The sequence below is a fragment of the Hymenobacter setariae genome, assembly GCF_007713685.1.
Lineage (GTDB): Bacteria > Bacteroidota > Bacteroidia > Cytophagales > Hymenobacteraceae > Hymenobacter > Hymenobacter setariae.
This window is the reverse complement of the sequence record NZ_VMRJ01000004.1, coordinates 561,952-586,260: the sequence shown is the minus strand read 5'-3', so window position 1 is coordinate 586,260 and position 24,309 is coordinate 561,952. Positions and strand designations below refer to the sequence as shown.

Sequence of the window (24,309 nt, the reverse complement as noted above, 5' to 3'; positions counted from 1 at the left end):
TAGCCCTCGGCATCGATTTAAGTGATACCTTTAGATGCTAACCCTAGGCCGGGTTTTTAGCCCAATATTTGCATTTTAATTATATTTTAGCTTGGAAGCCGCCACCCTCAAAGACATTGCCCGCGAACTGAATATTTCGGTCTCGACCGTGTCGCGGGCCTTGCGCGACAGCTATGAGATAAATGCCGAAACCAAGCGCATTGTGATGGAGTGTGCGGCGCGCCTGCACTATCGCCCCAACCCCATTGCGCTCAGCCTGAAGGGAAGCAGCAGCAAGGCCATCGCGGTTATCGTGCCGCAGATTGCCAATTATTACTTTTCGCAGGCTATCAATGGCATTGAAGATGTGGCCAACCGCCGGGGCTACGATGTGCTCATTTTCCAAACCCACGAAACCTACGACCGCGAAATAGCCAACCTGCGCCAGGCCCTAGCCCGCCGCGTCGATGGCGTGCTCATCTCGCTCAGCAGCGAAACCTCCGACCTGACGCACCTACAGGAGCTACAGCAGCAGGGCACGCCCATTGTGCAATTTGACCGGGTATCGGCCGAGGTGAATACGCCCCGGGTGGTGGCCGACAATTTTGGGGGCGCCTTCGCTGCCACCGAGCACCTTATCAAGACTGGGCGGCGGCGCATTGCGCACCTCACTATTCAGCCTTGGCTCAGTATCACGCAGGAGCGGCTAGCCGGCTATCGGGCTGCCCTAGAGCAAAATGGCTTGCCCTACGATGAAAGCTTGGTGCGCTTCGGCACCTTCGGCCCCAACGAGGTAGGACCGCTGGTAGATGAGCTGCTGGCCCTGACGCCCCGGCCCGATGCCTTCTTCACGGCCAGCGACCGGCTGGCCCTAGGGTGCCTGGGGGCACTGCGCCAGCGCCGCATCCACATTCCCGACGAGGTATCGCTCATCGGCTTCACCAACCTCAATGTGGCCGATTTGTTGTCGCCCTCGATGAGCACCGTAGTGCAGCCCGCCAAGGAAATCGGCCAGACCGCTGCTGAGCGCCTGCTAGACCTCATCGAGCGCAAGCAGCGCCCCGCGCTGCCCATCACCACAACCACCATTCCCACCACCATGCAACTTCGCGAATCGACGCAACTGCCGGTAGTGGCCTGCTAGCGCGCAGGGCTGGCACCAAAAAGAGCGCCCGTAGTGACGAAGTATCTTCGCTGCTACGGGCGCTCTTTTTGGTGGTGGCTTTATTGCTTGGTAAACTTCGCTACTTGCGTGCCCTTGCTGTCAGTGTAGCGCAGCAAATACGTGCCGCTAATCAACTGGCTGAGATACAAGCGCGTTTCGAGCGAGCCAACTGTAGGGCGTAGGCTCGCCACGCGCCGCCCGTCGAGGCTTAGTACTAGCAGCGTAGCGTCGGCGCCAGCTGGGGTATGCGCTATCGTTAGCGCCTCAGTAGCTGGGTTGGGATACACTTGCAGCGCAGTGGTGCCCTTGCCGTTGAGCGTAGCCGTGACGGTGCCAACGGCCGACACTGCCAGCGTATCGCTGGTGTATGCAGCTAGGCCAGCCTTGGTAGCGCGTAGGTAATAGAAGTAGGTGCCGCTTATAGCTGGGGCATCGGTAGTGCGAAAATTATACGTGGTGTCATTAGGTGCCGTAAGCTGGCTCACGCGAGCATACGTGCCCTTGCGGGTAGCACTGCGCATGAGCTCGAACTGCACTTGGCTAATTGCCCAGCTAGCGTTCCAGCTGAATGCTAGTCCCGTAGGAGTTGCTGCACCCAAGAAGTTGGCGGTGGCAATGCTCGGCGTGAAAGCTGCGCACATAGCAGGACCTGCCGAGCAAGGGTCCCAGTTACCTAGGACGCTGGCAGTCTGGTACTGGGCCGTGTCGGCAGCAGCCAATTGTCTTGCCCAGCTTACGCGCTGGTTTACAGCCACCAGGTTGCCACGAAAGTCACGCGATTGGTATTCGCCGTAAGTAGTCAAGGTAACATCGGTGCCCGCATCCCATACGCTCCAGCCTTCGGGCCGGATAATACCGGCACCTAGGCGGCTCTTTAAGAAAACAACTTTGTTATTGGCCTTGGCTCCAGCCGCGGTAGTAGCATCGTTTTGCCAGGTTCTGCCTAGGTTGTAGGTGGTAACGCCTTGGTTTGCAGGAACTACGCAATTACGGAAAACGTAGCCGTAGGCTTGGGTAGCAGGAGTGTTGGCTGCCGTAATGTAGCCGGTGGCGCCATTGTCGGGCCGGGTTCGGGGATAAATAACGCAGCGGTCGAACACAGCCGTGGCGCTACCAAAAATGAAGTCGGTATTGCCATCGATAAAGCAGTTGCGGAAGTACTGGCGGGTACCACTGCTGCTAGTATAAACCGTATTTTGCCCACCTAGGAAGCGGCAGTTGCGAAACGCACCCCGGTCGCTACTAATGTTTAGGGCCAGCGCAAACAAGTCGGGGTTGACCCCGGCCGAGTTTTCAAACGTGATATTGAAAGCGCTAAAATCGGTGGCGGCCACGATGACCGAGGCCGAACTGCCAGCGCTATACGTGCCGCCCGACGGGCTGGTCTTACCCGCGTAATCGTCGTAAGTCAGCGTGACGCCGCCGACGCTCTCGCCCACTAGTTGCAGAAAAGGCTTAGTGGCAGGAGTATTGATTTTCTCCTTGTACTTGCCGTTTTTGATGTAGATAACGTAAGGCGTGGTGCGGCCAGCTGGGGCCGCGTCGATAGCAGCCTGCACCAACCGGAAATTGCCGCTGCCATCTTGGGCTACCGTCGCGTCAGGGGTTTGGGCTAGTGCAGCTTGGCTGCTGAAAATCAGACTAATAAAAAATAGTGCATGGCGAAGCAATCGGCTTGGCCGCGTAGGTCCCCGACGGGTAGAAAGGTGCATAGATGAAAAAAGGTGTGAAGAAAGACTTTCTCGAAAGCCCAGTACAGCTTATACCTAGCGAAGGCAGTATGCCTTTTACTAAATATAAGAAAAACAAAATACTTATAGATGAGTTTACCTACGAAATCTCTGCCAGCAATGTTGCTGTTTGCAAGAATTATAGCAAATTAAAAATCCAGGCAGTTGCCCGGATTCTAAGTAAAGTTATAAAAAATATTCTTATTTTTCGGCTGGAAGCCAAGATGCTGCTCCGCTAAAGATGGCGGCCAGCGTATAGCGTTTGGCCTCTTTAGCCGTGAGCTGGTGTGTCCACTTTGCGCGCGCCGCAGGGCTAGCGCCGGGGCCAGTAGACTCATACTCGGCATAGTAAGCAGTTTTCTCATTAGCTGCATCGCGCCAGTTATCCCAGCCTAGGGGCAAAATGTGTTGCCCTAGCTCACAGTTTAGATAGACCGTGCGCGAATGAGGACGCCAGGGCCGCCCTAGGTACACTTTGTGGGCCGCCGAGTCGGCGGTGAGGCGGCAACGGCGGAACACAAAGCCGTATGCCTGCCGCTCGGTAGTGGCCGCCGCCGCAATGTATGAATTACGCTTGCTACGGATTTCGCAGTTGTCGAACACGGCCGTGGCAGTACCAAAAATGAAATCCGTAGTACCCTCGATATAGCAGTCCTGGTAGTACTGCCGGCTGTTTTCGACGGCCGGAAACAGCGTGTCTTGGTTGCCCAGCATGCGGCAGTGGCGGAAGGTGGCGCGGTCGCCCTCCACGTGCAGGGCTACGGCCTGGCCCACCGGCCCGGCCGCGTTTTCGAAGGTGATATTCTCGGCTGTGAAGTCATTGGCTTGCACCAGCACCGTGTGCGAGGTGTAGGTGACGTGACCCGCAGCGTCGCCCGTATGGTCGGCGCCCGTAATAATGGTGCCCACCGCGCTTTCGCCCACCAGCCGCACGTGCGTTTTATGCGAAGGCACCACCAACTTCTCGCGGTAGATGCCGTTTTTAATCTGAATGGTGACCGTGACCTGCGACAAATCGCGCGAGGCATTCACCGCCTCCTGAATGGTGCGGTAGTCGCCCGAACCATCCTGGGCCACGTGCATCAGCAGCACCTGGGGCGGGGGCACCGGGCGGGCCGGCGGCATGCCATCGGCGGGCTTGGGCGGGGTAGCTTGGCCTAGGACAGCTAGCGGCAGCAGTAGGAGCAGGGCCGCTTGAGCAATGTACTTCATGGCGAAAGAACCTAGGGCTGGGGTTGGTCGGGATTCCAGTCGCGCAGCACCTGGGCGCGAGTGTAGCGGGCAGCTTCGGCGGCTGTGAGCTGGTGCGACCACGCCACGCGGCTCTTGGGCGCCGCGCCGGGGCCGGTAGACTGGTACTCGGCGTAGTAGGCGGTTTGCTTGTTGCTTTCCTTGCCCCACTCGTCCCAGCCCTCGGGCTTAATGATGGCGCCTAGCTCGCAGCCTAGGTACACTACTTTGGCGTAGGGCCGCCAGGGCCGACCTAAGAAAAACGAGTTCTTGGGCGCGTCACCCGTGATTTTGCAGTGCCGAAAGACATAGCCGTAGCGCGCCGTATCGGGCGTAGAAGCGGCCGTGACGAAGCCACCGCGCTTGCAAAAAATGGTGCAGTCTTCAAACCACGCCGTGCCCGCGCCGAAGATGAAATCGACCGTGCCCTCGATGTAGCAGTCCTTATAGTACTGCCGGCTGCCTGGCCCAAAGGTGTAAAGCGTATCCTGAAAGCCCAGTAGGCGGCAGTTCTTAAACTTGGCCCGGTCGCCGGCCACCCACACGGCCACCGCTTGACCCACTGGCCCGGCCGAGTTTTGAAAAGTCAGGTTTTCAGCCGTGAAATCGGTGCCATAGATATAAATGCTCGATGAGCCCGAGGTGCCCATCTCTTCGCCAAAGCGGTTTTTCTTCTGGTTGTAGTCGTCGAAGGTCAAGATGGTTTTGTCGCGGTCCTCGCCTACGAGGTGCACTAGTGTCTTGCTGCCTGCCAGTACCAATTTCTCCTTATAAGTGCCTTTTTTGATGAAAATGGTAGTTTCCTTCTTCCGCAAATCGGGCACGGCGTTAATGGCTTCCTGCACCGTGCGGAAGTCACCCGAGCCATCCTGGGCTACGGTGAAGGTGCCGATGGGCCCAGTTGGCACTGCTGCTTGGGCCGGCGCAACGCTGGCTAGGAGTAGGAGCCAGCTCAGAACTAGGCATAGGTTGCTTTTTTTCATGGTTTTATATCAGCTATAAGTTATTGACGACTGTCATGCAACGCGTAGCGAAGCATCTCGCGTGGCGCAGTATTCTCCAACGTTCGCAGGCGTCAGCACGCGAGATGCTTCGCTGCGCGCTGCATGACCGACGCACTCGGTTTATTTAGCTATCGGCGCGACGCGCCACCAGTCTACATCAGCGTAGCCAGTGGTAGCTGTGGTGTTAGGGCTGAGAGAGAACACACCCATCTTCGCACCCACCCATCTGCCCTCACGAGCCGTGAACTCGGCACCTAGGGGCGTGAACTGCTGCCCATCGAGACTGTAGCTGAACTGACACTTGGCGTCTGGCCGCACGGCTACTCGCAGGTACAGTGGCTGGCCTGCGGGCACGGCAACGACGGGCGAGGATACTTCGGTCGCACCCTTGTCGGCGCTAGTGCACACTACCTGGGCCAATTGCAACTTGCCAGCTTGGTAGGTCACGCCTAGGTAGGCATAATCCATCCCCATCATCACGAGCCCAGCTTTTTCGCCCTCGGCTTGGGGCCGGAAGGTGAGCTTGGTAGTGGCCATAAACTGCTCGGCGGGTAGCTTCTGCACCAGTAGGCTCGGCACTTGCCAGAAGTTTTGGTAAGCGGGTGGGCGCGGCGCGGCGGCCAGCCGCACGCTGCCCGGTGCGGCTGTGAGCGAGTACCAGCTAGGCTGCGGGTTGGCCTGCCATTGCCACTGCAAGCCCAGGGTTTTGGCCGCGAACTCGTCGGAGGTGGCGGGTGTGGCAAGGGCGGCTTTGGCTGCCACGGCGGGCTTGCGGTAGGTGAGCACGGGCTCGCCGGTGCCGTCGCCGTCGGGGTCAAGGCCCATAACGGGCCAATCGTTTTTCCAGGTCATGGGCTGCAAATGCACCACTCGTCCGTAGGCCCCCTGGTCCTGAAAGTGCAGAAACCAATCTTGCTTGCCATCGGGCGTATCGACCCAGGCGCCCTGGTGCGGCCCGTTGATGGGTGACTTGCCCTGTGCCAGCACAATCTTGTCTTCGTAAGGCCCAAAGACATTTTTGGAGCGCAGCACTACCTGCCAACCGGGCTTGACGCCACCGCCCGGCGCAAAAATGTAGTAGTAGCCGTGGCGCTTATAAAACTTGGGCCCCTCGATAGTCGGATGGTCCTTATGCCCGTCAAAAACGAGTTTATCCTCACCTAGCAAACTCAGCCCGTCGGGCGCCATTTCACTGACGTGGATAACGCTTTTGATGCCCGCCCGGCTGCCCGCGAAGGCATGCACGAGGTAGGCGCGGCCATCTTCATCCCAGAAGGGGCAGGGGTCTATCCAACCCTTGGCCTGCTTCACGCACACCGGCGCCGACCACGGCCCGGCCGGGTTCTTGGCCTTCGTCACGAAGATGCCGAGGTCGGGGTCGGGGTAGTAGAGGTAAAACTCGCCCTTGTGAAATCGTAAGGCCGGGGCCCACACGCCATTGCCGGGCTGCGCCTGGTCGTAGCGGTCGCGGGGTGGCTGCACGGGTAGCGCCGTGCCGATTATCGTCCAGTTGACGAGGTCTTTGGAATGCAGAATCTGCAAGCCCGGCACCGAGCTGAAGCTCGACGAGGTGAGGTAGTAGTCGGTGCCCACGCGCACCACGTCGGGGTCGGAGTAGTCGGCGTAGAGCACCGGGTTTTTGTACATCCCGTTGCCTAGGTCGGGTACCCAGACCTGGGAGAGGGTAGAAGCAGCTGGGCTCTGGGCCCTGGCCGCGAAAGCCAGGGCCCAGAGCCCAGTGAGTGTCAGCAACGAAGTTTTAGCAATGCGCAGCATGGCAAAGGGCAGGGTGGGGAAGCAAGGCTGGCGAGCCAGCGCTTCCCCACGGCCGCCTAGGCCCCGGAGCCGCGCCGCCTTACCAGAAAATGGTGTAGAGCGTCGTGATGATAGCGAGCACCACCACCGAACCAATCGCGAAGCTGCGGTGGGGGCGGAACATGCTGCTGTCGATTTCCAGGCCTTTGGGGTTGGTGCGGCCGTGGCCTTCGATGAGGCTGATAATGGCCATGCCCACGATGCAGAACACGAACACGATGCCCATGCGGTCGAGGAACGGAATCTCGTAGATGCTAGAGCCTTCGGGCTTCACGGCGAAGCCAAAGGGCGCCAGGAACGAGAGGTCCATCATGCCGGGCAGGAACTTGAGCACAATCGAGAACAGGAAGCCGCCAATGGTGGCGAAGAGCGCGGCGCTCGACGTGGTTTTCTTCCAGAAGAAGCCCAGAATGAACATGGCGAAGATGCCCGGCGACACGAAACCCGTGTACTCCTGAATGAACTGGAAACCACCTTTCTTGTCGATGCCTAGGTGCGGCGCAATGAGGATGCCTAGCAGCATCGATACCACCACCGAGATTTTGCCCACGGCTACTAGCTTCTTTTCCGAGGCGTTCACGTTCAGCACCTTCTTGTACACGTCGAGCGTGAAGATGGTCGCAATCGAATTAGCCTTACCAGCCAACGAGGCCACTACGGCCGCCGTGAGCGCCGCAAACGATAATCCTTTTAGGCCAACAGGTAAGATGTTGAGTAGTACTGGGTAAGCACGGTCGGGATTGAGGTCAGCACCCGAGCCAAACTCGGTGGCACCAAATACATTTTGCTTATAGAGCACGTAAGCCGCAATACCGGGCAGCACTACAATCACGGGCATCAGCATCTTGAGGAAGGCTGCGAATAGCAGACCGCCGCGGGCGGTAGGCAGGTCGGCACCTAGGGCGCGCTGCGTGATATACTGGTTGCAGCCCCAGTAGTTGAGGTTCACAATCCAGAGGCCGCCGAGCAGTACCGTGAGGCCGGGCAAGTCGAGGTAGTTGGGGTCGTCACGCTTCACAATCATGTGGAAGTGATTGTTAGCCTCGTTCATCAGCAGATTAAAGCCATTGACCACGCCCGTGGTGCCGAAGTGTTCCGATACCAGGTTGAGGGCCAAGTAAGTGGTAGCCAAACCGCCCAAGATGAGGAAGAACACCTGAATAACGTCGGTGAAGCCGATAACCTTCATGCCGCCCAGCGTGATGATGACGGCCGCAATAGCCAGCGCGTACATGCAGAAGGTCAGGTTCAGGCCCGATACGCTGCTCACGGCGATGGCGCCTAGGTACAGAATCGAGGTCAGGTTCACGACCACATACAGCGCGAGCCAGAAAATGGCCATAATCATGGCTACCGTGCCGTTGTAGCGCTGGTGCAGGAACTGCGGCATCGTGAAGATTTTATTCTTCAGGTACACCGGGATGAAGAACGTGGCCACGATGATGAGCGTCACCGACGCCATCCACTCGTAGGCCGAGATAGCTAGGCCAATTTTGAAGCCCGAGCCGGCCATACCCACAAACTGCTCGGCCGAAATATTAGAGGCAATAAGCGACGAGCCAATGGCCCACCACGTCAGCGACCCCTCGGCGAGGAAATAATCTTTGGAGTCGCCTTCTACCGTGCCATCGTGGCCGGTTTTGCGATTATAAATCCAAATGCCATAGCCGGCTACTATTAAAAAGTAGACGAAAAAGACTATGTAGTCGAGGGTAGCGAGCTTGTTCAAGGTGGGAAAATGAAAAACTTGGAATAGGTGGTTTGACGGCGAAAGTAGCGCTGCGCTGCAGTCCTGCCACCTATCGGTTTGTTTTATTTTTCCAATAACCAACGGCCCAAGTCCTTGCCGGCCTGAAAATTTTCATATACCGCCGGTATTTTGCGCCCATCGGTGTACTCGTTGTACAGCCATGGGTCGCCGAGCACAAACACCTTGCCCTTGTCTAGGGTAGCCGTAGCCATAATGACTTGGCCGGCCGCGTTGCTCACCAACGGGCGGGCCGGCGCTTGCACGCGTAGCACCGATAATTCTTTGACGTAAGCCGTCTTGGCCTGCGCAAACACGGCCTTGCCGCCACCTAGGTCTACGCGGCCCTGCTCAAACTGGCTACCCTGCACCATGTTGATGCTTTTGTCAGTGAACTGCACGCCAAAATTCTTGGCTAGCTCATTAAAGTGGCGGATTTCGCAGTTGGCCGTGTCATTGGCCAGCAGCACCAGCGAGCCGCCGGCCTTTACCCAATCAGTAATGGCTTTGCTGTCGGCTGGCTGAATGTAATTGGGCGCGGGATTCTCCTTCTTAGTGTCGGGGTCCACAATAACATAGACATTCAACCCCTTGAGCGAAGCCGCCGTGGGGGCGCCAGGCACGGCCACGGTCTTGGCGCCCAACTCGCGCAGCTGGTTGCCCCATAGCCAGAAGCCGCCGTGGGTGCGCTCTTCCCAGGTGTAGTGCCATTGCTCGGGCTGGCCGGTGAAGGCGTTTTTGCGCAACTCGTGGTTGAAGTAATAATCCAATCCGACGGTTTTGCCTTGGCCCACGGCGTTTTCGGCCGCTATCTCCATTTCCACGCTCGCCAGGATAAATGGCCCCACTCCCTTCAGGTCGTTTTTGCGCAGCGGCTCGCTGAGGTAATACTCGTAGGAGCCATCGCGGTAGGGCGAGCCGCCCAGGCCGCCCACGCTCACGGTGCCATTGAAGGCCAGCGCGCCATTGTCAGTGGCTACGAAGCTCTTTACCAAGCCATCGTAGCCCTTCTTGGCTATGGCCGCGTATTTCTTGTCGAGGTACCCTAGGCGGGCGCCCTTGGCCAGCGCGTAAACAAACATGCTGGAGCCCGAGGCCTCGGCATAGTTGCCCTTGCGGCCTTCCTGGCCCATCACGAGGCTCCAGGTGCCTGTTTTAGGGTCTTGGTACTTGGCCAGCACCGGGGCTAGGCGCTGGATGTCCTTTATAAGCTCGGCCCGGTGCGCATTGCCAGCAGGCAAGTAGTCGAGCACATCGACCAGCGCCATGGCGTACCAGCCGATGCCGCGGTCCCAGAAGTTGGGCGACTGACCGGTGGTTTTGTTGGCCCATTTTTGCTCGCGGCTTTCGTCGTAGCCGTGGTAGAGCAGGCCGGTCTTGGGGTCTACGAGGTTCTTCTCAATCAGCGCAAACTGCTTGGCTACATCGTCGAGGCCCTTGCTGTCGGCGGTGAGGGCGCTGTACTCGGCGTAGAAGGGCTCGGCCATGTAGAGGCCGTCGAGCCACATCTGGTTGGGGTAGCGCTGCTTGTGCCAAAAGCCGCCCGCCTTGGTGCGCGGGTGGGTGTCGAGCTGCTTGCGCAGGGTAGCGGCGGCCAGGCGGTACTTCTCCTGCTCCGGCACCGAGGTTTGGGCCAGCAGCAACACCGTGTGGCCCACGGCGATGTTATCGAGGTTGTAGTCCTCCAGCTTATAGGTGCGGATGCTGCCATCCTTGCCCACAAACTGGTCGATATTCTTTTTGAGATACGTGAAGTACCTAGGGTCGCCGGTGCGCTGCCATACGCGCTCCAAGGCCCGGTCCATCAGGCCCTGCTCGTAGTCCCAGCGGGCCGTTTTGCGGTCGCCCACCACGATGGAGTCGGGCTGCCACACCATAAATGCATCGGCCATGCGCTGCGACAAGGGCTGCGTTTGGGCCGGGGCAAGGAGCGGAGCTGCGAGGGCAGTGGTAAGCAGGAGGGCGGGAAATTTCATATAGTAAAGCTACCCTGAGTGTGGTACCCCATCCCCCAGCCCCCTCCCCCCGGGAGAGGGGGAGCCGGACGACTTGGCGACGCAAAGCAGCAATTATTTCAGTCGGAAAAATCAGCAAAAGCGACGTTAGGCTCCCCTCTCCCGGAGGGGGCGAGAGGCTAAGCTAGCGCGTGGCCACCACTACCGTTTTTTTACCTACTTTCTGGCCCAGTTCTACGTCCTTCTTAGCCAGCTTGGTGTTGGTATTGGTCACGCGGATGCCCTGGCTGCGGTCGCCGGTTACGCGCAGTAGCAAGTCGGCGCCGTTGGCGTAGCGCAAGTTGTCAAAGCTGATGTTCTTGCTGTTCTGTACTTCGAGCACGGGCTTGGTCTGGGTCGAAAGCAGGGTAACATTCTTGAGGCGAATGTTTTCAGCCTCCTGGCACAGCATGCCCTTTTTGCTTTCTAGGGTAATATTTTCAAGGTTGATATCCTTGATGTTCATCTCGGGCAGGCCGCGCACCAGGATGCCCGTTTCAGCGCCCTTGCACACTACATTCTTGATGTAAAAGCCTTTGAACTGCGGGGTTCCCTCGTCTAGTGGCTGCGCCGCAATCACGGGCGGCTCGCTCGATTCGCCAGCCGCTGGTACAGGGTCCTTGGCGGCATAGTACATGTCAAACAAGATGGCTTGGCCAGCAATATCCGTCATGGCGACGCCATCGACGTGAATGTTTTCGACCACGCCGCCGCGGCCGCGCGTTGTCTTGAAACGCAGCCCCACATCGGTACCTAGGAAGGCGCAGTCGTTCACAAACAGATTGCGGGCACCGCCCGACATCTCGGAGCCAATCACGAAGCCGCCGTGGGCGTGGTACACCTTGCAGTGGCTAAACACGAAGTTTTCGGTGGGTACACCGCGCTTGCGGCCTTCGGCGTCGCGGCCGCTCTTGATGCAAATGCCATCGTCGCCCACGTCGAAAGTGCAGCCTTCTACCAGACCGTTGCGGCACGACTCCAGGTCCAGCGCGTCGGTGTTCTGGCCGTACCAGGGGTTTTTGGCGGTCACGTGGCGCAGGGTAATATCCTCGCACAGCAGGGGGTGGATGGTCCAAGCCGGCGAGTTTTGGATGGTAAAGTCTTCGAGCAAAATCTGCTTGCAGCGCGTGAGACTGAGCATGTTGGGCCGCAAGAAATCGCGGATATCATCGAAGTCGGCGGGGTTCAGACTCTTGCGCGGGGTGCCGGCCGCCACCAGCTGGTTGCCCTTGCGCGAAGAGGCTGAGGGGTACCAGGTATCCTGCTTGTCGTTGAGCACGCCGCCCGAGGCCACGAGCTTCTTCCACTCGCCTTCGCTGAGCTTGTTCTTTTTAACGAGCCGCCAAGCATCGCCAGCCCCATCAAACGTGCCGCGGCCCGTGATGGCAATGTTCTGCAAATCAACCCCCGAGATGGGCGCTTGGCTACGAATGGCGTCCTCGCCTTCCCAAGTGGTTTTCACGAGCGGGTACTGGCTGCGGTCGGCCGTGAACTGCACCAGCGCGCCCGGCGCTAGGTGCAGGTTTACATTGTTTTGCAGCACAATGGGCCCCGTGAGCCACAGTCCGGCGGGCACCAGCACCGTGCCGCCCCCCTTCGAAGCGCAGGCCGTAATAGCTTTTTGAAACGCTTCCGTGTTCAAGGCTTGGCCATCGGCTACGGCCCCGTACTGGCGCAGGCTAAAGGTATCCTTCTTAAACTGAGCTTGCCGCACGGCGGGCAGCTCGGCAGCGGTGGTAGGCAGGGCCGGAGGGGTAGGAGCCACGGGGCGAGCAGCAGCAAGCGCCAGCAAGGCGCCCGGAACAAGCAGCAAGTGCTTCATAAAGGAATGGAAACGGCTAGGTCCCGGAAGGGGCTAGCGCGACGGGGTGGGAGCGGCGCAAAATAAAACGATTCCGTGCCAGCCTAGGAGGCCAGCTAGAAACTTGGTAGGGGAATACTAACCTGCGGCAGCCGTCGGCGCAAGCCGCGGTGGCGATTTATTTGCGGCATCGTTACCGGTAACGTTGTCGGTGAGCCGCAGCGCAACAAGTGAAGGCGCTGTCGGCTTAGCTTTTACCAATCGGCCCGCCTAGACCTAGGGCAGTACGTGACCTAAGAAGTAGTACAATTACCAGGCCCTAGGTTAGTGCTGGTTTGTAGAACGTAAGCTTTATGTGGACAAGGCTATGGCGTGTGCCGTATAGCGGCTAGGGCGCCGCATTAGGGCAGCTGATAATGCCGAACGACAGGCCAGGGCCGGTATCTTCGCGGCGCTTTACTTATTACTCACCTTTTAGCTAGCGCATCGTTATGGCTGGTATCCAAACCATTCTAGACAATAACAAGCAGTGGGTTGCCACTAAAAACGCGCAGGACCCCGACTTCTTTGCCAACCTGGCCAATGGCCAAACGCCGCGCTACCTGTTCATCGGGTGCTCCGACTCGCGGGTGCCGGCCTCGGGCATCACGGGTACGGGCCCGGGCGAAATGTTTGTGCACCGCAACATTGCCAATATGGTAGTGCACACCGACATGAACCTGCTGAGTGTGCTGCAATACGCCGTGGAGGTGCTAGGCGTGCAGGACATTATGGTAGTGGGCCACTATGGCTGCGGTGGCGTAGCGGCAGCCGCCAATAGCAAGCAGTACGGGCTGATTGACAACTGGCTGGTCAACATCCGCGACGTGGTGCGCCTGCACGAAACCGAACTACTGCGCATTCAGGACGAAAAACAGCGCCTACGCCGCATGGTCGAGCTCAATGTGATAGAGCAGGTAAGTAACCTGGCCAAGATTAACATTATTCAGAACGCCATGCGCGGCCCCAAGCCCCCGCGCCTGCACGGCCTGGTGTATGACATCGCCGACGGCGTGCTCAAGGACCTAGACGTGCATGGCCACGAGGTGATGGAGCAGATGGAGCACATCTACGCCACCGAAGCTGCCAGCTACGACAACGATGCCAGCTCGTATGAGGGCCCGCAGCACGACCCGGCCGACCAGCCTGAAACGGAATAGCAGCCGCTAGCCGTACGCGCCCACCGCCTGACTTACATCGGGCGGTGGGCGCTTTTTTGTGGGGTGGCGTTGGTCTAATTCAGGGCTGCTACGTGCTAGCTGATGGCCCCTAAGTGACCCAAAGCAGCGGCGGTGGTGCAAGGCGATTCTTACTTTTGCACCAGTTTTAAGGGTGTATGTATGAAAAAACTGCTTACGCTACTAGTTGCGTTGGCCGGCGCGCGGCCAGCTTTGGCCCAAACGGTCCCAGCGGCTGCCGACTCGGGGCAGGTGCGCTACTGGGGCACCAGCTTAAAAGTGGGCCTGAACGTCAACGAGTCGCTGCTGTCGGATAACTGGAAGGGCGGCGGTGCCAGCACCGTTGGCGTGAGCGCGCTCTTCAATGGCAAGGCCACTTACCACCGCGAGCGCCACACCTGGGCCAACCAGGCCGATTTTCTATTTGCCTTTCAATATGCTAAGGGCCAGGGCTACCGCAAAACCCTCGACCGGCTGTGGCTTGATTCCAACTACGGCTACGACCTCACCAAAAAGTGGGGTCTGTTTACGGCAGTAAACTTGCTGACGCAGTTTGCCCCCGGCTACCAGTACGACAACGACCAGCCGCGGCTCGTGTCGAGCTTTCTGGCGCCGGGCTACATCACTAGTTCCTATGGCATTGAGTATCATCCGTCGGCGCGGTTCAAGCTGCGGCTGTCGCCCTTTTCACCGCGCCTCACGGTGGTGCGTGACCTAGCGCGCTTTCAGGGCACGCCCACCGATGTTATTTACGGAGTAGACCCCGGCCGCACGGTGCGCTGGGAGGTGCTAGCCGCGCAAGCCTTGGCTGAGCTCGACCAGCCGCTTGGCCCCAATGCAAACCTAAAGGCGCGCTACGTGCTGTTTGGTAACTACGAAACCTTTACGCCCCAAAAGATTGACCACCGCCTCGACCTCACCATCACGGCCAAGGTAAATAAGTATATCAACGTGAGCCTAAGCGGCATCTTGCTCTACGACTACGACCAAGACCCCGGCGTGCAATACAGCCAGAGCCTAGCGCTGGGCATCCTGCTGAGCCGCGAGCGGGCCGCCACGGCCCCTAGGTAGGCGCTGGAGGCTTAGTGACCGAGCAGCGTGGCGCGCAGCTCTGTCTTGGCTTCGGCTAGGGTGCGGTGCAGGCTGGTGGTGATGGGATAATCGAGGTGAGCCAGGGCGTTAGCAGAAAACGTATTGATGGTAATCTGGCCAACCACGCTGTCGGGCACTACGAAGCACACGTGCCGAATGCCAGCTAGGTACGCCCGCCGGTTCCAGTCGGTAGCCAGCCACTCCTGGTCGGCAGCCCGGATGGCGCTGTGGTTGCGCGTGTCGGCGAGCCACCCTAGGGGCTGGGTGCGCTGGGCTTCGGCTCGATATAGCTCCAGGCCTCGGTCCATAAGCTCGCGAAACTGTTCGCTGTTGGCAAAGCCATGCCAGGCTATAACGACGCAGGGAACCTCGGGCGCGAGCATCATATCCCCGTAGGGTTGGGCATAAAGAACGGTGTCGGCCACAGAATAAAGCGTGGGGAAAGGGCCACCGCGCTTGCCAGCTTATACGCATATACTAGGACCTAGGGTATGTGCCCGGGCAGAGTAGGGCTACCTTTGCGGCCGTTTTTACGCCCCTTGTATGCCCCGACTTTTACCAGCTGCCGCAAGTTTTGCGTTGGCTTTTCCGCTGGCCACGCAGGCGCAGCAACTGGTCGCCCCTGCCGATAGTAGCACCAAGCGCCTCCAAGAAGTAACCGTGTATGCCACTCGCCTAGGGCAGCTAGCGGGCCAAACTGGCCGCTACGTGACCGTGGTGCCCGGCACGGCGCTCAGCCGCTACCCCGTCACATCGCTCGACGACCTACTGCGCTTTTTACCTGCTCTGGAAGTGCAAAGCCGCGGCAGCTTTGGTGCTCAAGCCGACATTACGCTGCGCGGTAGCACCTTCAACCAGGTGCTGCTGCTGCTGGATGGCATGCGTCTCAACGACCCGCTGACTGGCCACTTTGCGGGCTACCTGCCCATTGCGCCGGCCGAGATAGAGCAAATTGAGATAGTGCGCGGACCCGGCGCCGCCCTCTACGGACCAGATGCCGTGGGCGGCTTCATCAACATCGTAACCAAGACCTTCGCCGCCACTCACCGCCCCGACGGCGTCGAGCTGGCGGGCACCTTCATGGCCGGCGAGTACGGCCTGAAAAGCACCAACGCCGGCTTTTATGGTCAAGAGAAAGGCCTGCGTTTTGCGGGCGGTATCTTGAACAACACGGCCAGCGGCCAGCTGCGCGACGCACCCAGCAATGCCCAGCGCAACGATGTGAAGCTGAACACCTACTCGCTGTCGGGCGCGTACCAGATTACGGAGAAGTTCAGCGCCGCGGCCCGCGCCAGCTTCGACCGGCGCGATTTCAACGCCCAGTATTTCTACACTACCAACCCTACCGACCAGGCCCGCGAAGTAGCTACCCGCGACTGGTACCAGGGGCAGTTGCGCTACGACTGGAACGAGCGCGCCCGCACCGAGCTACAAGTAGTAGGCACGGCCAGCACCGATGTCTATGTTTTCACACCGACCTCGGTAGCCAGCGACCACCTCATGCACTACCTCAACGTGCAGGGTCAGCACCAGCTGCAACTATCTAGCAAAGTGCGCGCTACCCTAGGGGGGCAAGCCGACCGCCGCGCCGTGCAAAGCAACGACCGCGGCGACCACGCGGTGTGGCACACGGGGGCATTTGCGGTGGCCGTCGTTGCGCCTACCCCTCGCCTGAACCTCACGGCCGCCCTGCGCCTCGACCACGACCAAGCCTACGGCACCGAGCTAGTGCCGCAGCTCAATGCCAGCCAGCAAGTAGGCGAGAAGCTGACGGTGCGCGGGGCAGTGGGCCGCGCCATTCGAGCGGCCAATTTTACGGAGCAATACAACTCGGCCATTCGCCCTGGCATCGTGCCCACGGGCTTCAACGTGGGCAATCCCGGCCTAGCTGCCGAGCGCACCTTCAACTATGAAGCGGGCTTCGACTATCAGCCCTGGCAGGCGCTCACGGTGCGCAGCACCTACTTCAATCGCTACGGTAAGAACCTGATTGATTACGTGAGCCAGCCGGGCAACCAAGTCATTGAAGCTACGGGCTTCACCAACCTGAACCCGAACGCGACCTACCGCTTTGCCCAAAACCTGTTTGCCGTCACTACCCAAGGCATCGAAACGGAGCTGACCACTCGCGCCCAGCTTACGCCTAGCCTGCGCCTCGACGGCTCGGTGGGCTACACCTGGGTGCACCTCAGCAAGGAAGGCGATGTAGTGTCGCAGTACCTATCCAACGTAGCTAAGCACCTGGTATCGGGCACGGTAAGCCTCACGCACCGCCGCGGCACGCTTACCCTAGGTGGCCTTTTCAAGCAGCGCGATGCTCAAGCGGCCGCCGCCATCAGCCGCGAGCTCACGCCGCGCTACGCCGTCTTCAACGCTCGCCTCGACTTGGCGCTGCTGCCTGAGCGCCTCTGGCTCACGGGCCAGGCCCAGAACCTGTTCAACGCCAAGTACTCGGACCTCCTAGGTGCCCAAATGCCCACGCGCTGGCTTATGGCCGGGGTGCGGGTAGCCCTGCGCCGGTAAGTGCTTGGGTGAAAAGCTGTCATGCTGAGCTTGCGAAGCATCTTATCACGGTTGAGATAACCTAGCGTGAGAAGATGCTTCACAAGCTCAGCATGACAGGCGTTTTTAGAGCCTGCTCGGTTAGGCCCCACGCGCGTCAGGAGCTTTAGTGAACTTCCACGTCAATAAGAAAACGTTAGCATTGATTTGTCGCAGCTATGAACGCTCTAACCTCTACGCCAGGTTCTACCGCGCCGCGCCGGGTGCTGCTGCTGTTGGCGTTTGCGGCGGTGTACCTCATTTGGGGTTCTACTTACCTGGCAGTTAAGTATGCCATTGCTACATTGCCGCCGCTACTTATGGCGGGCGCCCGCTTTCTGTTAGCGGGGCTGGTAATGTCGGCGGTTGGCCGGGCATCGGCTGGCTACGAGCCGCCTACCGCTGCACAGTGGCGCACCAGTTTTATAGTTGGGGCCTTGCTGCTGATGGGTGGCAATGGCGGCGTGGTGCTGGCCGAGCGCTACATTCCGTCGAGCCTGGCCGCGCTATTAGTGGCGGTCGAGCCCTTCTGGATAGTGCTGCTGAGCTGGCTATGGCTAGGCCAGCCGCGGCCCAGCGGCAAGGTGCTGCTGGGGTTGCTACTGGGTTTTGGCGGGGTGTATTTGCTAGTGGGCGAGCAACTAGGCGTTGGCTCAGGTTCGCAACAGCTGCTGAGCGCCGGCGCGGTTATTGGGGCGGCCTTTTGCTGGGCGGCGGGTTCGCTCTATGGCTTGCGGGCGCCTAGCCCTAGGTCGGCCGTGCAGGGCGCGGGCATGCAAATGCTGGCCGGGGGCGTGCTCTTGCTTTTGCTGGGCCTGCTCATTGGCGAGGGGCGCGAGCTGCACCTAGGGCAGGTGTCGCGGGCGTCGTGGCTGGGCTTCGGATACCTAGTGGTGTTTGGCTCCTTAGTAGCCTTCACGGCCTATAGCTGGCTCATGAAAAATGCGCCCGCGGCCCGCGTGGCCACCTACGCCTACGTCAACCCGGTGGTGGCCGTGCTGCTGGGCTGGGTGATGCTCGGCGAAGCGCTCACCGGCCGAATGCTGGTAGGAGCGGTAGTTATCGTGGGTTCGGTGGTGCTCATTACCGCGCCATCTGAAAAGGCAGGCTAACAAGCCCCGTGGTATGGTATTCGCTAGGGCGGTGCTACTTGCATTCTTTGCTACTAACCCCCTTTTCCGATGCGACACTTTTTACTAGTTGGGTTCTTTTTACTAGCCACTTTGGTGGGCCGGGCGCAGGCTCCTGCTTCGGCCACTCCGTTGCCGCTAGTTGCTAACGAAGCTGCGGTAGCTCCAGATACCGTGGCGGCTTTGCATAACTTTTATCAGCAAAAGCGGCGGGCCTTACCACGGGTACTGTTGATGACGGGTGGGCTTTTCGCGCTTACTATTTTTATTCAGAACACGTTTGCCGATGAACCACAAAATCTAAGCGGCTCTTTGGTGCCGTTCTATATTGGAGTGTTAGGCGTTTCAGCGCTAGGTACCGAGGCGCTTTATTATCGCCAGTACAGCAAGCGCAGCGAGCGGTGGGCCATTGAGGAGTTCCGAGCTCATCAACTGCGTAGTAGCACGCGAGAGCAACTGAAACCTGAATACTTTAAGCCGGAGTCGCCTAGGCGCTAGCTCGGCGTAAGCAAGTCGCTGGTGCTAGCACAGAATATGCGTAGGATTGCAGGTACTCACGTCAGTAGCAGCAGGATATGCCAGTGGAATTTCTATCACGTTCATAGCATGTAACTCGGACGCGGGTTACTACGCGGGTAGTTGATATATTATAATTGTAGTATATTAAATACCCGCTATTTTATGCGTCTAATTTCAAAGTTTTCGCTAGTGCTGCTGCTTATAGCAGCTAGCCGCCCCGTAGCGCTTGCCCAACTAGTAGGAGCGGTGGTCCCACCCGATACGTTGGCTGTCCGCCCGGCTCCGCTCGATACCGTGGCCGCCTTGCACCGGTTCTATACGGCGCAGCGCCATAAGCGTAGCTACGTAGTGGGCGCGACGGCGCTGCTTGTGGGCATCGGGCTGATTCCAGACGGCTCCCCGAAAGCCATTATATCGCAACGCGTAGCGGTAGCATTTTTAGGCCTCCCGGTACTCGGGGCCGAGCTGCTCTATTATAATGCTTACAACCGAAAGCGCGAGCAGCGAGCAATCGACGCTTTTCAGGCGCATAGGCTACCGAGGTCGCTGCAACGACGGCTCAAGGCACGGTATTTCCGCGAGCCCACCGCCCAATAGATACTCGGTAAACCCGACCTTTTTGCAACGTATTTTTGTTGATTAAAGTCAGCCAGCAAAGCTGGCGCATCTACGAAATACGTTTAATCTGTTTGAATCTGCGATGAAAGTTTGCCTTGCCGAAAAGCCCAGTGTAGCCCGCGAAATAGCCCAGGTCATCGGGGCCGACCGGCGCATGGATGGCTACTACGAGGGCAACGGCTACCAAGTAACGTGGACCTTCGGCCACTTCTGCCAACTGAAGGAGCCCGACGACTACCGCCCCGAGTGGAAGCGCTGGAGCCTGCACGACCTGCCCATGATACCCGACGCGTTTGGTATCAAGCTCATGCGCCGCGACGAAGGCGTCGTCAAGCAGTTCAACACAATCAAGCGCCTACTCGATGCGGCCACCGAAGTCATCAACTGCGGCGATGCCGGGCAGGAGGGCGAGGTCATTCAGCGTTGGGTTATTCACGAAGCCAAGTGCCGCAAGCCCGTCAAGCGCCTCTGGATTTCGTCGCTTACTGAAGAAGCTATCCGCCAAGGTTTTCAAAACCTGCGCGAGGGCAAGGAGTTCGACAGTCTATACCAGGCCGGGCGTAGCCGCGCTGTGGGCGACTGGCTGCTGGGTCTAAATGCCACGCGTCTGTTCACCCTCAAATACACTACTTACCAGGACAAGCAGCTGCTGAGCATTGGGCGGGTGCAAACGCCCACGCTGGCCCTGCTGGTGGCCCGCCACCACGAAATCGCCAATTTCAAGCCCGAGCCTTACTGGGTGTTGAAGACCGAGTACCGCAATACCACCTTCACGCGCATCAACACCGAGGCCGAGCAGAAGGAAGCTCAGGATGCGCCCGACGAGCAGTCGCGCCTGCGCGCCCTAGGATACTTCGTGAAGGAAGACGAGGCCAAGCAGGCGCTCGAAACCGTGCGGCCCGCGCCGCTCACCGTCACGAGCGTCGAGATTAAAAAGGGCCGCGAATCACCCCCTAGGTTGTTCGATTTGACCTCGCTGCAAGTGCAGTGCAACAACCAGTTGGGCCTCTCAGCCGAGGACACGCTCAAGATTGTGCAGGCCTTGTATGAAAAGAAGGCCGTGAGCTACCCTAGGGTCGATACCACGTTCTTGCCCGACGACGTGTACCCTAAGATTCCGGCTATTTTGCGTGGCATTGGGTACGAGAACTTCACGGGGCCACTGCTGGAAAAGAAGATTCCGAAAACGCCTAAGGTATTTAACAACAACAAGGTAACCGACCACCACGCTATTATCCCGACGGGTAGCGGCCGGCCGAGCGGTGGCATGGAAACCAGCGTGTACGACATCATCGTGCGTCGCTTCATCGCCGCGTTTTACCCCGACTGCGAGGTAAGCAATACCACCGTGCTGGCCGAGGCGGCGGGCTTCCTGTTCCGCGTGCGCGGACGTCAGATTCTCAGTCCCGGCTGGCGCGTCATCTACGGCGACCCTACGCAGCAGGCCGCGCCCAAGCCCGCCGCCCCAGCTGGTGAGAAAGCTGCCACTGGCGCCGAAGACAACGACGACGTAGTAAGCACTGTGCTCCCCAACTTCACGAAGGGGGAAAGTGGTCCGCACCAACCTAGGTTGGAAAGCAAGATGACCCAGCCGCCCAAAGACTACACCGAGGCCAGCCTGCTGCGCGGTATGGAAACGGCCGGCCGCAACATCGACGACGATGAACTGCGCCTGGCGATGAAGGAAAATGGCATTGGCCGCCCCAGTACCCGCGCCGCCATCATCGAAACGCTGTTCAAGCGCAACTACATCCGGCGCGATAAAAAGCGTATTCTGCCCACGCCCACCGGCATCGAACTGATTGGTCTCATCCGTAACCCCACGCTAAAATCGGCGGAATTAACTGGCCAGTGGGAGAAGAAACTGCGCCAGATTGAGCGCAATGAGCTGCCTTCCGACCAGTTCTTAGAAGAGCTGAAAGGCCTGGTGCGCGAAATGGTGCAAGAGGTGAAAACCGACCGCAGTGGGCGGGCAGTATCGTCGGCGCCCGTCGCCGTTGCAGAGTTACCTAGGCCCAAGAGCCAGCCAGCTAACACTGGTACTGTTAAGGAGAAAGCTGGCAGTGCGCCTGCCTCGGCCACTGGCCTAGGTGCTTGCCCGGCCTGCAAAACCGGCCACATCCTGCGGGGTAAAACGGCCTTCGGTTGCGCCCGCTTCCGGGAAGGCTGCCAGTTCCGGCTGCCCGCCGAAATCCTAGGTAAGAAACTGACCGACTCGCAGGTGAAAGCCCTGCTGAGCAAAGGCCGCACGCAGCTCATTAAAGGGTTCGTGACGGGTGCGGGCGAGAAGCTCGACGGCGCGCTGACGCTGGACGCTAAGCTGCAACCCGAACTGGTGCCTGCCGCCGAAAGCAAGCCCACTACCGCCACCGACCCCGGCCAGATACCGTGCCCGGTGTGCAAGCTCGGTACTATGCTCAAGGGCAGCAGCGCTTTCGGCTGCTCGCGCTTCCGCGAAGACTGCCAGTTCCGGGTGCCCTTCGAGTGGGGCGGCAAAAAGCTGACCGACACGCAGCTACGCCAGCTACTGCGTCGCGGCGAAACGGGCGTTATTAAAGGTTTTTTATCGGCCAAAACTGGTAAGAAATACGACGCGGCGCTGAAGGTAGACGAGGGGCGCGTGGTACCAGTATTCGGCTAAGGACTGCTAGTCGTTGTAGCCTAGCGAGTGCCCAGCGGCAAGCGGTAGCGGGTGCCTAGGGTAAATTGGCTTATGTCATTGAAATTGCTGGTGGCCCCGCCCTCTACTAGCCAACTGGGCGTGGCCTGCCAGCGAGCCTGCAAAAAATAGCCACCAGGGGCAGTATAGCTAGGCTGGCCAAATAAAATGATGCTGAACCAGTTGTCGTTGGGCGTGTTGCTATTGGCTATCGTAGCGCCGCCCAGCACGGTGAGGCGCTCGTGTCCGAAGCTTGTGCCTAGGCCCATTCGAAACAGGCCGTTACCTACCGCATCGGTGCCGTAGTAATTGCTTACGTGTAGCCAAAGCAGGTGGGCTGCCCCGTATTCAATCAAAAAGCCAGGACGGACTTCTCTCTCGAGCAGCGGCTCGGTGGCATAGTCGTAGGCTCGCTCACGGCTTAAGTGCATGCCCAAGCCCAGGCGCAGGTAGCTGTGCTGCTGCGCTTTGCCATAGGCCCTCTGGCCAATGGTCGTGTACTCTACGTAAGGGTTCAGGTTGCGTAGTCGGCGGCTCGTAGCCCCATTTAGCAGATAGGCCGAATCGCCGCGTGTGCCTCCCAGCCGCAACTGCCCGGCCGGCGGGTCGAAGCTCGTGCTACCCAGAAATCCATTAAACCCTACGGTGAGCCGGCGATTGTGCGCAGCACCTAGGCGCTGCGAGTAGGCTACACCTGGCGCGCCCCCACCGTAGCGCTGGTGATAGCCAGGAAACGAAGTGATGTCAGCCCGCGGCGTACTGCAGGTAGTGTAGTCTTGATATAGTTGATAGTTACTGCCTACAAGGCCGCCGCCGCTTATTGTCAATGACTTATCGGGCTCAGAAAACCGGCTGGCCGGGGCGGGGGCCTGGCTCATGAGTCCAAAGCCTACGCCAAGCAAAGCGGCTGGCAGCGGGCCCGCCACCCGCAGCGCCCGTACCCAGCGCCAGGTTTCTAACGCCAATACAGGTAGTAGCAAGGCTCGCAGTACTAGGGCTTCGGCTACCGTTAGCTGGCCCGGCAACAGCCAGGGTGGTAGCACTAAAAGCGCCAGTAGCAGGAGCAGATTGGGTAAGGGCCGGTTAGGCACGGGCTGCAACGGCGCAGCGCTCTTGGCCGGGTTCAAGCGGTGGCGCGCGGTGGCCAGTAGCCCTAGCGCAGCAGCTGCCAAGCCCCACTGCACAGGTTTGAGGCCGTGCCAGAAGCCGCTTCCCATTACGTCACCTAGGGGCGCGCGCAGATACTCTAGCCCCAGCCGCCCCAGCGCAAACAGGCCCAGCGCCAGCGCAAAGGTTAGGCCCGGCCGTTGCGCCAAGGTGCGCCGGCCCGCCAGCAGCCCAGCGCCTAAGGCCAAGCATAAAGCTATTTGATAAACCGGTACTGCCTGCACAGGTAAGCTCACGGCTGCCGTGGGTGGTAGCGCCCCCTGCGCCACTTGCGCCAGCCATGGCTCGGTGCCGGCCAGGTAGCATATACCCAGGCCCGGACCAGCGCCCAGCAGCGTGCCGTAGCAGCAGCCCACCAGCAGGCACCCTAAGCCCTGTACCGCCAGCCCAAGCATCAGTGGCAGTGCAAAAGCATCAGCCGCCTCGCGTCCAAAGCCTAACCAGCGCCGCAAGCCCGCCAGGGCGAGCACCGCAGCGGCTATGCCGCCCAGCGCAGTGCGGCCCAGCGGCGCCCCGGTACCCCAGTGCCCGTGGGTGAGCAGCGCGTGCCAATCGGCCCCACTGCCAGCGGCCACGCGCGTACCTGCAATAAAAGCCAACACGGTGCCCGCTACCAGCAGTAGCCAGGGCTGCCAGGTGTATTGCCGCCGCCACCCATGCCCCACCAGCAGCGCGCCCGCTAGCCCAAAGCCCAGCAAGTAAAACAGCGCGTAAGCTGGCCAACCGCCAATGGCAGTTGGCAACGTAGGCAGTAAGTAAGTCTCCATACGAGCAGTAGCCAGGCCCCTGCCCCCTTGGCAGTTGCATGTCTAAAGCTAGGTGGTTAGCGGGGCTACTACTACGATAAATCTGCCTGAAAAAGGACTCGTAACTAGCAAGCGTATCAAAAGCAAAAGTCAGA

At 59.5% G+C, this 24,309-nt stretch carries 16 protein-coding genes; 7 read left to right on the top strand and 9 right to left on the bottom strand.

The features are described from left to right. Positions 1-91 precede the first annotated feature (91 nt). Positions 92-1,123: a LacI family DNA-binding transcriptional regulator gene (locus tag FNT36_RS17425; protein WP_144850280.1), complete on the top strand. Its 1,032-nt coding sequence runs from the start codon at positions 92-94 to the stop codon at positions 1,121-1,123. Between the two features lie 80 nt (positions 1,124-1,203). On the opposite strand, the gene FNT36_RS17420 is transcribed toward FNT36_RS17425, so the two are convergent. The 7 genes from FNT36_RS17420 to FNT36_RS17390 form a co-directional block, all read right to left on the bottom strand. Further along, positions 1,204-2,856, bottom strand: coding sequence for a pectinesterase family protein (locus FNT36_RS17420; RefSeq protein ID WP_144850278.1), 1,653 nt, complete (start codon positions 2,854-2,856; stop codon positions 1,204-1,206). Positions 2,857-3,075: 219 nt separating this feature from the next. Next, entirely contained in the window at positions 3,076-4,086 is a 1,011-nt protein-coding gene (locus tag FNT36_RS17415; protein ID WP_233636015.1) for a pectinesterase family protein, read from the bottom strand. Between the two features lie 11 nt (positions 4,087-4,097). Continuing rightward, a complete protein-coding gene (locus FNT36_RS17410) occupies positions 4,098-5,087 on the bottom strand; it encodes a pectinesterase family protein (protein ID WP_144850276.1) in 990 nt (329 codons plus the stop codon). A 141-nt stretch (positions 5,088-5,228) separates the two neighbouring features. Continuing rightward, entirely contained in the window at positions 5,229-6,884 is a 1,656-nt protein-coding gene (locus FNT36_RS17405; RefSeq protein ID WP_144850274.1) for a glycoside hydrolase family 43 protein, read from the bottom strand. Positions 6,885-6,963: 79 nt separating this feature from the next. Further along, positions 6,964-8,652, bottom strand: coding sequence for a sodium/sugar symporter (locus FNT36_RS17400; RefSeq protein ID WP_144850272.1), 1,689 nt, complete (start codon positions 8,650-8,652; stop codon positions 6,964-6,966). Positions 8,653-8,735: 83 nt separating this feature from the next. Then, on the bottom strand, positions 8,736-10,646 hold the full coding sequence (locus FNT36_RS17395) for a glycoside hydrolase family 88/105 protein (RefSeq protein ID WP_233636014.1): 1,911 nt from the start codon (positions 10,644-10,646) through the stop codon (positions 8,736-8,738). A gap of 163 nt (positions 10,647-10,809) precedes the next feature. Continuing rightward, positions 10,810-12,486 carry a glycoside hydrolase family 28 protein gene (locus FNT36_RS17390; RefSeq protein WP_144850270.1) on the bottom strand — a complete coding sequence of 559 codons (1,677 nt, stop codon included), beginning with the start codon at positions 12,484-12,486 and terminating at the stop codon, positions 10,810-10,812. 470 nt (positions 12,487-12,956) lie between these two features. On the opposite strand from FNT36_RS17390, the gene FNT36_RS17385 reads away from it, so the two are divergent. Beyond that, complete coding sequence (locus FNT36_RS17385) at positions 12,957-13,664, top strand: carbonic anhydrase (protein ID WP_233636013.1); 708 nt, start codon at positions 12,957-12,959, stop codon at positions 13,662-13,664. 180 nt (positions 13,665-13,844) lie between these two features. Then, the gene (locus FNT36_RS17380) at positions 13,845-14,753 is read left to right on the top strand and encodes a DUF3078 domain-containing protein (RefSeq protein WP_144850268.1); all 909 of its coding nucleotides are present in this window, start codon (positions 13,845-13,847) and stop codon (positions 14,751-14,753) included. 11 nt (positions 14,754-14,764) lie between these two features. On the opposite strand, the gene FNT36_RS17375 is transcribed toward FNT36_RS17380, so the two are convergent. Next, positions 14,765-15,199 carry a hypothetical protein gene (locus FNT36_RS17375; protein ID WP_144850266.1) on the bottom strand — a complete coding sequence of 145 codons (435 nt, stop codon included), beginning with the start codon at positions 15,197-15,199 and terminating at the stop codon, positions 14,765-14,767. Positions 15,200-15,317: 118 nt separating this feature from the next. On the opposite strand from FNT36_RS17375, the gene FNT36_RS17370 reads away from it, so the two are divergent. The 4 genes from FNT36_RS17370 to FNT36_RS17350 all read left to right on the top strand — a co-directional run bounded on the left by FNT36_RS17370 (position 15,318) and on the right by FNT36_RS17350 (position 22,223). Further along, complete coding sequence (locus FNT36_RS17370; RefSeq protein ID WP_144850264.1) at positions 15,318-17,297, top strand: TonB-dependent receptor plug domain-containing protein; 1,980 nt, start codon at positions 15,318-15,320, stop codon at positions 17,295-17,297. A 197-nt stretch (positions 17,298-17,494) separates the two neighbouring features. Beyond that, complete coding sequence (locus tag FNT36_RS17365; protein WP_144850262.1) at positions 17,495-18,427, top strand: EamA family transporter; 933 nt, start codon at positions 17,495-17,497, stop codon at positions 18,425-18,427. 699 nt (positions 18,428-19,126) lie between these two features. Continuing rightward, positions 19,127-19,561, top strand: coding sequence for a hypothetical protein (locus FNT36_RS17355; RefSeq protein ID WP_144850258.1), 435 nt, complete (start codon positions 19,127-19,129; stop codon positions 19,559-19,561). Between the two features lie 103 nt (positions 19,562-19,664). Next, the gene (locus FNT36_RS17350) at positions 19,665-22,223 is read left to right on the top strand and encodes a type IA DNA topoisomerase (RefSeq protein WP_144850256.1); all 2,559 of its coding nucleotides are present in this window, start codon (positions 19,665-19,667) and stop codon (positions 22,221-22,223) included. 20 nt (positions 22,224-22,243) lie between these two features. Here the strand turns inward: FNT36_RS17350 and FNT36_RS17345 are convergent, their stop codons facing one another. After that, entirely contained in the window at positions 22,244-24,175 is a 1,932-nt protein-coding gene (locus FNT36_RS17345; protein ID WP_144850254.1) for a prolipoprotein diacylglyceryl transferase family protein, read from the bottom strand. Positions 24,176-24,309: the final 134 nt, after the last annotated feature.